Origin of the sequence: Corynebacterium sp. HMSC064E07 (assembly GCF_001815745.1) — a bacterium.
GTDB classification, from domain to species: domain Bacteria; phylum Actinomycetota; class Actinomycetes; order Mycobacteriales; family Mycobacteriaceae; genus Corynebacterium; species Corynebacterium jeikeium_D.
The window spans coordinates 20257-29601 of record NZ_KV821827.1 but is presented as its reverse complement, the minus strand read 5'-3'; the positions used below and the strand labels follow the sequence as shown (position 1 = coordinate 29601).

The 9345-nt window shown below is 59.8% G+C and carries 8 protein-coding genes; 2 read left to right on the top strand and 6 right to left on the bottom strand.

What is annotated here, in order from left to right; all coding sequences use genetic code 11:
• The 5 genes from HMPREF3053_RS08515 to mqo all read right to left on the bottom strand — a co-directional run.
• A partial coding sequence (locus tag HMPREF3053_RS08515) for a cobyrinic acid a,c-diamide synthase CobB (RefSeq protein ID WP_070546666.1) occupies positions 1-1046 on the bottom strand: 1046 nt, incomplete at its 3' end.
• Entirely contained in the window at positions 1040-1660 is a 621-nt protein-coding gene (gene cobO / locus HMPREF3053_RS08510; protein ID WP_042389270.1) for a cob(I)yrinic acid a,c-diamide adenosyltransferase, read from the bottom strand. The genes HMPREF3053_RS08515 and cobO, both read right to left, overlap by 7 nt.
• On the bottom strand, positions 1641-2318 hold the full coding sequence (locus HMPREF3053_RS08505) for a vWA domain-containing protein (protein WP_241482132.1): 678 nt from the start codon (positions 2316-2318) through the stop codon (positions 1641-1643). The genes cobO and HMPREF3053_RS08505 overlap by 20 nt, the downstream gene beginning before the upstream one ends.
• A 106-nt stretch (positions 2319-2424) precedes the next feature.
• The gene (locus HMPREF3053_RS08500) at positions 2425-3582 is read right to left on the bottom strand and encodes a magnesium chelatase ATPase subunit I (protein ID WP_070767570.1); all 1158 of its coding nucleotides are present in this window, start codon (positions 3580-3582) and stop codon (positions 2425-2427) included.
• Between the two features lie 93 nt (positions 3583-3675).
• On the bottom strand, positions 3676-5172 hold the full coding sequence (gene mqo, locus HMPREF3053_RS08495) for a malate dehydrogenase (quinone) (RefSeq protein ID WP_048735583.1): 1497 nt from the start codon (positions 5170-5172) through the stop codon (positions 3676-3678).
• A 163-nt stretch (positions 5173-5335) separates the two neighbouring features.
• Here mqo and HMPREF3053_RS08490 point away from each other — a divergent pair, with 163 nt between their 5' ends.
• Together HMPREF3053_RS08490 and mtr are read left to right on the top strand one after the other, a co-directional pair.
• Positions 5336-6376 (top strand): alpha/beta hydrolase, encoded by a 1041-nt coding sequence (locus HMPREF3053_RS08490; RefSeq protein WP_070767569.1) that lies wholly within the window; start codon positions 5336-5338, stop codon positions 6374-6376.
• 82 nt (positions 6377-6458) lie between these two features.
• The gene (gene mtr / locus HMPREF3053_RS08485; RefSeq protein ID WP_141758950.1) at positions 6459-7883 is read left to right on the top strand and encodes a mycothione reductase; all 1425 of its coding nucleotides are present in this window, start codon (positions 6459-6461) and stop codon (positions 7881-7883) included.
• Here the strand turns inward: mtr and HMPREF3053_RS08480 are convergent.
• Positions 7880-9343, bottom strand: coding sequence for a cobyric acid synthase (locus HMPREF3053_RS08480; protein ID WP_049170796.1), 1464 nt, complete (start codon positions 9341-9343; stop codon positions 7880-7882). The genes mtr and HMPREF3053_RS08480 overlap by 4 nt on opposite strands.
• Positions 9344-9345 lie beyond the last annotated feature (2 nt).

Here is a 9345-nt window from a genome sequence, read left to right as displayed (position 1 = left end):
CGGCGCCCACCGAGATCTTCAAGCAGCCAGAGCAGCCCCGCGCATTCGCCGTGGATCAGCGCACCATCGTCGGCAGCCTGACGTAGATCGCGGCGAATGTCATCACGAATAGATAGCGCGTCGGCATGCTCTTCTGGGAATCCACCGGGCACGATGTAGCCTTCGGCTTCCGGCAGTTCGTCAACCAATGGGTCAAAATCCACGACCTCGGCTCCAGCGGCCTGCAATAGCTCACGGTGCTCTGCATAGGTAAACGAGAACGCAGGCCCCGCCGCGACCGCCACGCGCACGCGGCGATTAAGAGCCAGCGGTGCAACGAACTGTGCAGGGTCCCATGGTTCAGCTGGATAGGGCTGCCGGGCAAGCTGGATAATCCGGTCGATGTCGATGTAGGTCTCCACCAAGTTGGCCATCGATTCAATGACCGCTTCTAGCTGCTCACCCTGCTCGACCGCAGTGACCAGCCCCAAATGCCTGCTGGGCACCTCAATATCAGTCACTCGCGGAATAGCGCCGAGCACCTCGACCCCCATGGCCTCCACAGAACGGGTAATGATGTCCGCATGCCGCGGGCTGCCCACCTGATTAATAATCACGCCACTGACACGGACGTCAGTGCGAAGCGTGGAGAAACCGTGGACAACAGCCGCAGCCGACTGCGACATATGCCGGGCATCAATCACCAACACCACCGGAAGTCCCAACAGCGAGGCAATCTCAGCCGTCGATCCCTCCACCGATAGCGGGTCGTTACCAATGCGGCCGTCGAAAAGTCCCATAACACCTTCGACCACCGCAATATCGCTGTCGGCAGCTCCATGTGCGTAGAGCGGCCCAATCATCTCAGGCGCGCACATAAAGGAATCCAGATTGCGCCCGGGACGACCAGCGGCTACCCCGTGATAGCCAGGATCAATATAGTCGGGTCCGACTTTGAAAGGTGCCACCGCGTGACGGCGCGACAGTGCACGCATCAGCCCCGTGGAGATTGTCGTCTTTCCCGTGCCTGAAGCTGTCGCCGCGATGACAATTCCAGGCGCTACCACTCGATGCCCTTTTGTCCCTTACGTCCGACATCCATCGGGTGCTTAATCTTGGTCATCTCCGTCACCAGATCCGCGACCTCCACGAGCTTCGGATCCGCATCGCGGCCAGTCATCACCACATGCTGGCGGCCGGGACGGTTCCTCAATGTCTCCACCACATCGTCGACATCAATCCAACCCCACTTGATTGGGTAGGTGAACTCGTCGAGGACGTAGAAGTCGTGCACCTCATTTTCCAGGCGCCGTTTAATCTCCTGCCATCCCTCGGCAGCAGCTGCCGCATGGTCCTCCTCAGTGCCCTGCTTACGCGACCAAGACCAACCTTCGCCCATCTTGTGCCATTCGACCGGGCCGCCTTCCCCCGTGTCGTCGTGAAGCTCGCCCAATCGGCGCATGACAGCTTCCTCGCCAACCTTCCACTTTGCCGACTTCACAAACTGGAAGACACCGATATTCATCCCCTGATTCCACGCGCGCATCGCCATACCGAATGCCGCGGTGGACTTGCCCTTACCTGGGCCCGTATGCACCGCAGTAATCGGAATCATGCGACGCTGCCTGGTGGTCAGTCCATCGTTGGGAATTGATTTGGGGTCAAGCTTTCCTTGTGCCATGGTCTCGATGATAGGCATGGACCACGCCCGCCACGGCTTCGGCATTGAGTTCGGAGAGATTTATGCAGGTCGCACCCAATTCCACGCTGAGTTCCTGTGCCAGCCCCAGCCGCACGCGAGAGCGCTCACAGTCGATAACCACCGTCGCCGCCAACGCTTGACGACGGATCTTTGCGGCCACAGCCCTCGCCTGCTGCAGGCCATTTTTACCCGTTGCTCGGCCGTCGGAGAGCAAGACCATGATTGCGCGCCGTGTGGGCTCCCTATGGGCTTCCCGAACTACCACTTCGTGTGCCTTCAGCAGTCCTTCGGCCAATGGAGTTCGGCCACCAGTGCGGACATCTGCGAGGCGACGTACTGCGGTGTCGATAGACTTCGTCGGCGGTAAAACTAATTCGGCGTTATTTCCGCGGAAAGTAATGACAGCGACTTTATCGCGGCTTTGGTAGGCATCACGCAGCAGCGATGTGACTGCGCCGGTGACGGCTGCCAGACGGTCGCGTGCTGCCATGGAACCCGAGGTGTCCACGACAAAGACGACCAGATTGGACTCCGTTCCCTGTCGGATAGCGCCGTGAACGTCCGCCGGTTCCAGGGGAATCATGGAGTCGCCCATGCGGACGCCACGATTGGCCGCCGCCAGCACTGTCGCCGGCACGTGAAGACCATGGCCTCCCCGCTCGGCACCAATGGTGCTGCCCCGCGGGCCAATGGCCTTGGAACGCCGACCGGAATCCCCTTGGCCGACACCGTCGACGCTGATTTTACGAACGGCGAAAGGGGGCGCCTTCAGCGGCGCGACCTCCCTTCGATCCCGCGGAATTCGACTGTTGCGGCTCCTGAGGTTCGGAGTTGGAGTCGAACTGGGAGGGCTTCTCAGGTTTGACTTCGGGCTGGTCTGAGGTCTCCGAATCCGACTCTGGCTGATCCTGGTCATCTCGGAACTGCTCCTCTGCATCCTGCAGAGCATCGTCGAGCTGTTCCTGGTCCAGTCCTGGTTCATCAAAGGGGTCACGGCGACGACGGTGCGGCAGTGCCATTTCCGCAGCTATCTTAATGTCTTCCGCAGTGATCTCAATTGGATTGCCGCGTGCCGGCTGCGCCGACTCGTCCCCGGCTACTCGCCAGGCAGCGTGAGCGCGGGCGGTACGTGCAATGACGATGTCGGCACGCATCCCGTCCACATCAAAAGCAGCGCACACTGTGGCAATTTGACCAAGAATGTTGGGGGTCAATTCGACGTCGTCAAGCAGTGCGCGTGCGCGATCGATGCGGGCGTGCAGTGCCTCGTCGTCGGCGGCGAACCGCGTGACAAAGCTCTCCGGGTCGGTGTCGAAGTCGAGGCGGCGAGCGACGATTTCCGCGCGGACAGCCGGATCCTTGGAAGCGGTGACGTCGATGGCGAGACCAAAGCGGTCGAGAAGCTGGGGACGCAATTCGCCCTCTTCCGGGTTCATCGTGCCGACCAACACGAACCTGGAGGTTGCAGAGTGCGAGATGCCATCGCGTTCAACAACCACGCGACCGGTGGCTGCGGCATCGAGAACGGAGTCAACCAGATGATCCGGCAGCAGGTTAATCTCGTCGACATAGAGAATGCCACCGTCAGCCGCGCTGAGTAGTCCCGGATTGAACTGTGCGTGTCCGGTAGTCAGGACGGTCTCCACATCGATGGAGCCTACGACTCGATCTTCCGTCGCGCCGAGGGGTAGGTTTACCAACGATCCGCTGAGAAATGGTGCCAACGCGCGGACAGTAGTGGTCTTGGCCGTGCCCTTCTCACCGCGGATGACCACGCCACCAATCTCCGGGGATAGGGCGGTCAGAATCAACGCAAGCTGTGGTCGCTGCTGCCCGACAATCGCAGTAAAAGGAAAAGTGGGCTCTGTTTGTGCAGTGGTCGCTGGCGTGATTTTTTCCATAAACACAGTTCTACCCCACTGCGAACGGATGGCTCACAGCGGGGTAGAACAATGTTGGCTTAATTGAACTCTTTGAAGCTCTTCAGCGAGTTACTAGCGCTCCAGCTTCAGGGTCTTCTGGGAAGCCTCCCAGACCTCCTTGAACAGAGCCGGGTCATCAGCCAGGTGCGTACCGTAGGACGGGACGAGCTCCTTCAGCTTCGGGGCCCACTTGCCCATGTGACGGCCGAAGCAGCGCTCAATCAGGCTAATCATCACAGCCGGAGCGATGGAAGCGCCCGGGGATGCACCCATCAGGCCGGCAATGGTGCCGTCCCACGAGTTGATGACCGCGGTACCGAACTCGAGGGTACCGAAGACCGGAGCCTTCATCGGCTTAATGACCTGGACGCGCTGACCAGCGACGATCAGCTCCCAGTCCTCTGGGCGAGCGTTCGGGACGTACTCACGCAGGGACTCAATACGTGCGTCGAAGTCCTTCAAAACCTCAGTAATCAGGTACTTGGTCAGCCCCATCTCCTGGACACCAACACCCATCATGGACGGCAGGTTGGCCGGACGCAGGGACTTAATCAGGTCCAGGTTGTTACCGTTCTTGAGGAACTTCATGTTCCAACCGGCGTACGGGCCAAAGAGCAGGCCGCGCTTGCCGTCGATAACACGGGTGTCCAGGTGCGGAACGGACATCGGCGGCGTGCCGACGGAAGCCTTACCGTAGACCTTGGCGTCATGCTTAGCAATGACTTCCTCGTTGGTGCAGCGCAGCCACTGGCCGGAGACCGGGAAGCCACCGAAACCGCGAATCTCGTTAATACGAGCCTTCTGCAGCAGCGGCAGTGCGTCACCGCCGGCACCGACGAATACGAAGTTGGCAACCAGGGTGCGAACGTCCTTGGTGTGCAGGTTCTTCACGGTGACGATCCACTTGGAACCGTCGCGCTTCAGACCGGTGACCTCGTGTCCGTAGCGAATCTCAGTACCCATATCGGACAGTGCGGCCAGGTACTGCTTGGTCAGTGCACCGAAGTTAACGTCCGTACCATTCGGGTTACGAATAGCGGAGACCGGCTTGGAGAAGTCACGACCCTCGGACATCAGCGGAAGGTACTCAGCGAAACGGTCCGGATCTTCAATGAGCTCCTGACCGTGGAACAGCGGCTCCTTCTCAAGTGCCTCGTAGCGACGACGCATGAACGCCATCTGCTCCGGGCCCTGAGCGAAGGTGGTGTGATCAACCGGGTTGATGAATTCCCTCGGGTCAGTCAGGGTGCCATTTTCAATCAGCGAGGTCCACAGCTGACGGGAAACCTGGAACTGCTCGTTAATGAGCTTAGCCTTGGTGACATCGACCTTGCCGTTCTTCTCCGGCGTGTAGTTCAGCTCACACAGAGCAGAGTGACCGGTACCAGCATTGTTCCATGGAGAGGAAGACTCCTTGGCGGGCTGATCGAGACGCTCGAACAGAACCTGTGACCAGGATGGCTCGAGCTCCTTGAGCAGCACACCCAGCGTCGCACTCATTACACCTGCACCAATGAGGACGACATCTACCTCGTCGCCACTGGAAGCAGGAAGCTTGTTATCAGCCATTTTGCTGTCAACATCCTTACTAACTTGATTAGTGATTCAAACTAGCGCTCGCTCACATGCGCGCACACAACTTAAGACGCAAAAGAGAGCTACCGTCTCAGTCCATAATCTATTGTGGCACACATTCCCACTACCCCCGGTAATCGGCGCTAGGCTTGACCCTGTGACTACCGATATTCCCGATTTCGTTACCCCCACCTTTAACCCCGATAACCTAGGCGAAGACTACAGCCAACATGTCATCGAACTCGGCCAGGATCCCGACGGTGAGGGGTCGGTATGCGCGGTTTTGGTCCGCTACTGCCCCGACTCGTCGGCAAGCGACTTCCAAACACGTCCGGCGGTTCTATGGATTCACGGGATGTCGGACTATTTCTTCCAGAAGCACGTGGCGGAGCGGTACCACGCCGAAGGCTACGCCTTTTACGCTATTGACCTGCGTAAGTGCGGGCGCGCGCACCAACCGGGGCAGACTTGGCATGGCTGCAGCGATCTAACGAATTACTTCGAGGATCTCAACAGGGCACTCGCAGTGTTAGACCACGCCGGTCATACAACTGTCACTGTTAATGCGCACTCCACTGGTGGTCTCATTGCCGTGCTCTGGCTCGATTGGTTACGAAGCACAGGCGGCCATTGCCCGCAAGCACCCAATATTTCCGTCACAGCTGCCGTCTTGAACTCACCGTGGCTGACTCTGCACGTTTCCCGGGCAAAGGCTCCCGTGTACTCGCTGGTGACTCGCGTTATGTCGCGGATTCGCCCTAACAGTCTCATTCCGGTGCAGTCTGCGGGCGGCTATGGCAAATCCATTAGCGCCGACCACCAGGGACGCTGGGAGTACAACCGCACTTTCAAGCCGCTGGCTGGCCATGACAAGAACTGGCGTTGGCTCAATGCCATCATCGTCGGCCAGCAACGTGTCAGCCGCGGTATCGATACCGGCGTGCCGACGCTCGTTCTCCACTCGGACAACTACCTTCTCGGTTCCGACTACACACCGGAACTCAGCCGCGTTGACTCTGTCCTCAACACTGAGCAAATTGCCGATGCCACTGCCCACTTGGGACCGCAGGCTCGCAACGTCGCGATTCCGGGTGCTCTCCATGACGTCTACCTTTCCGCACCCGAAGCACTAGACCGCGCTTTTAATGAGACATTCCAGTTCCTTGCCACAGTCAATCCAGGAGACAGCTCAAAATAGGAGCACAGAATAGGAACTCGGAATAAATCAGCATTCAGTACGGTTGAACCAAACTAGTTTGACCAGAATGCTAGGAGTGCTTGTGACCACTGAGAATTCGCCTGAGACTACCCCACGCCACTACGACGTCATCATTATCGGAACCGGGTCCGGCAATTCCATTCCAGCCCCGGCCTACGACAATGTCCGTATCGCTCTGGTGGAGGAAGGACGTTTCGGCGGTACTTGCCTCAACGTTGGGTGTATTCCCACCAAGATGTTCGTTCTGGCCGCTGATGCCGCCCGCAACATCCGCGAGGCCAGCCGCCTGGGCGTGCACGGCACCTTCGACTCCGTTGATCTCAAGCAAATCCAGGATCGCGTTTTTGCCCAGCGCGTCGACCAGATTGCCGACGGCGGCGAGGCATACCGCCGCGGGGACGAGACTCCCAATATCGATGTCTACGACCGCCACGCAACGTTCGTCGGCCCTCGCACTATTCGCACCGGCATCGGCGAGGAAACCGTCGACATCACAGCCGACAACATCATCATCGCTGCAGGCTCCCGCCCTCACGTTCCGGGCCTCATCGCAGACTCCGGGGTCGATTACTACACCAACGAGAACATCATGCGCGTCGACAAGCTTCCGCGCGAAATGATCGTCGTCGGCGGCGGCTACATCGCTAGCGAGTTCGCGCATGTCTTCGCATCCTTCGGCACGAAGGTGCACATGCTGGTGCGCTCCGATGTCATGCTGCGTGGCTCAGACGCCGCTATCTCCGAGCGCTTCCACGAGGTTGCCGCCCGCGACATTGACATCCGCATGAACACCTCCATCACTGCGCTCTCCCAGGAGGGCGAGATCGTCACGGTCACGCTTGACGACGGCACGGAGCTCGCAGCCGATGCCCTGCTCGTGGCAACCGGACGCATCCCCAACGGTGACCGTATGGACCTTGCAGCCGGTGGTGTGGAGATGCACGACGATGGTCGCATCAAGGTTGACCAGTACGGCCGCACCTCTGCCGAAGGTGTGTGGGCGCTGGGCGATGTCTCTAGCCCGTACCAGCTGAAGCATATTGCCAACCATGAGGCCAAGGTTGTCTTCCACAACGTGCTGAATCCGTCGGACCTGCGCGAATTTGACCACCGCTACATTCCGTCGGCAGTCTTCTCACATCCGCAGATTGGTCAGGTCGGTATGACCGAGGATGAAGCTCGCGCCTGGGCTGCGGAAAATGGCACGGACATTACCGTGAAGGTACAGAACTACGGCGATGTCGCCTACGGCTGGGCGCTGGAGGATCGCGATGGCTTTGCCAAGTTGATTGCGGACCGCGCCACCGGCCGCCTGCTGGGTGCGCACTTCATCGGCGAGCAGGCTGCCACTCTAGTGCAGCAGTGCATCCAGATGATGAGCTTCGAGATGGATGTGCGCGAAGTTGTCAAGGGCCAGCACTGGATTCACCCAGCACTGCCAGAGCTGATTGAAAACGCAATCCTGGGCCTGGAGTTCGATAACTAGCCCAGCTGTTCAATACCTGTGGCCTGGGCCAATGCGGGCCCAGCCAGGTACTCCTCGACTGCATCGGCCAACAGGTCGATCTGCCGCAGCCGTTCTTCGGCAAACGAAGTATTAGAGCTGACCTCAAAGCCGTCTCGACCGACGGCAACTGCGACTTCGCTCAGCAACTGACGGCGCGCCTGATCATTTTCCAGGTAGCCGTGGCGGTGCGTACCCATCACCATGCCACGCCGCGCCCCTTCTTCAGGCTCAGTGATAAAGGGCGCCTCGCTGCTTCGCACAACCTGTCCATTGTGGACTTCGTAAGAGCCATCCGGGTGGCTCACCAGCGTCTTCGTCCCCGCGAATTCAATGTCGGTATCGAACACTCCAAGCCCGTTCACTGTCCCGGCTACCGACTCCACCGAGTCAGTGATGGTGGTGCAGAGCATTTGGAACCCACCGCAGATGCCAATCAGCGGCAACCCCCGGGCAGCTCGGTTCTCCAGCACGTCGTCAAGCCCACGCTCGCGCAACCACTTGAGATCGGCGACCGTCGACTTCGTCCCGGGCAACACGACCAGGTCGGCGCGAGCAACGACCGACGGATCGACCGTCCACTGCACGTGTACCCCTGGTTCACAGGCAAGCGCTTCGATATCGGTGGCGTTGGACACGCGCGGCAAGCGAATGGCGGCCACGGACAACGTTTCCGTACCCAGCGGTGCGTTCGCCGGCCCTACCGACGCACCAGCGACTGTACCGAGCGAATCCTCCGCATCAATCCACAGTCCCGGAATAAAAGGCACTACGCCGAGTACGGGCACGCCGGTGTGCTCGCGCACCACGTCCAATCCCGGTGTCAACAGCGAAACATCGCCCCGGAACTTGTTGACGATAAAACCGGTAATCCGCGCGCGGTCTTCGCGGCTCAAAATTGCATGCGTGCCGACGAAATGTGCAAGCACCCCACCGCGGTCAATGTCACCGGCGACCACAACCGGCAGATCAGCGAGCTCTGCCAACCCCATGTTGGCAATGTCCGACTCCCGCAGATTGACCTCGGCAGGACTACCAGCGCCTTCACACAGGACGACATCGAACTGCCCCCGCAGCTCTTCCAATGTCTCCGCAACTACTCCGCGCAGCGCTTTTCTCCGCGACCGGTACGTCAGAGCGCTCACATGCCCATCGGCCTTGCCCTTCACCACCACCTGACTGGTGTGGTCCGAGCCCGGCTTGAGAAGCACCGGGTTAAAGGAGACATCCGGCTCCAGCCCACAGGCCAACGCCTGCAGAGCCTGCGCGCGCCCAATCTCGCCGCCGTCGAGCGTGACAGCGCAATTGTTGGACATGTTCTGTGCTTTGAAGGGTGCGACCTTCACGCCGCGGCGCGCGAGCAGCCGACACATGCCGGCGACCAGAACCGACTTACCGGCATCTGAGGTGCAGCCGGCAATCAGAGCTGCAGGGGCCTGCACGG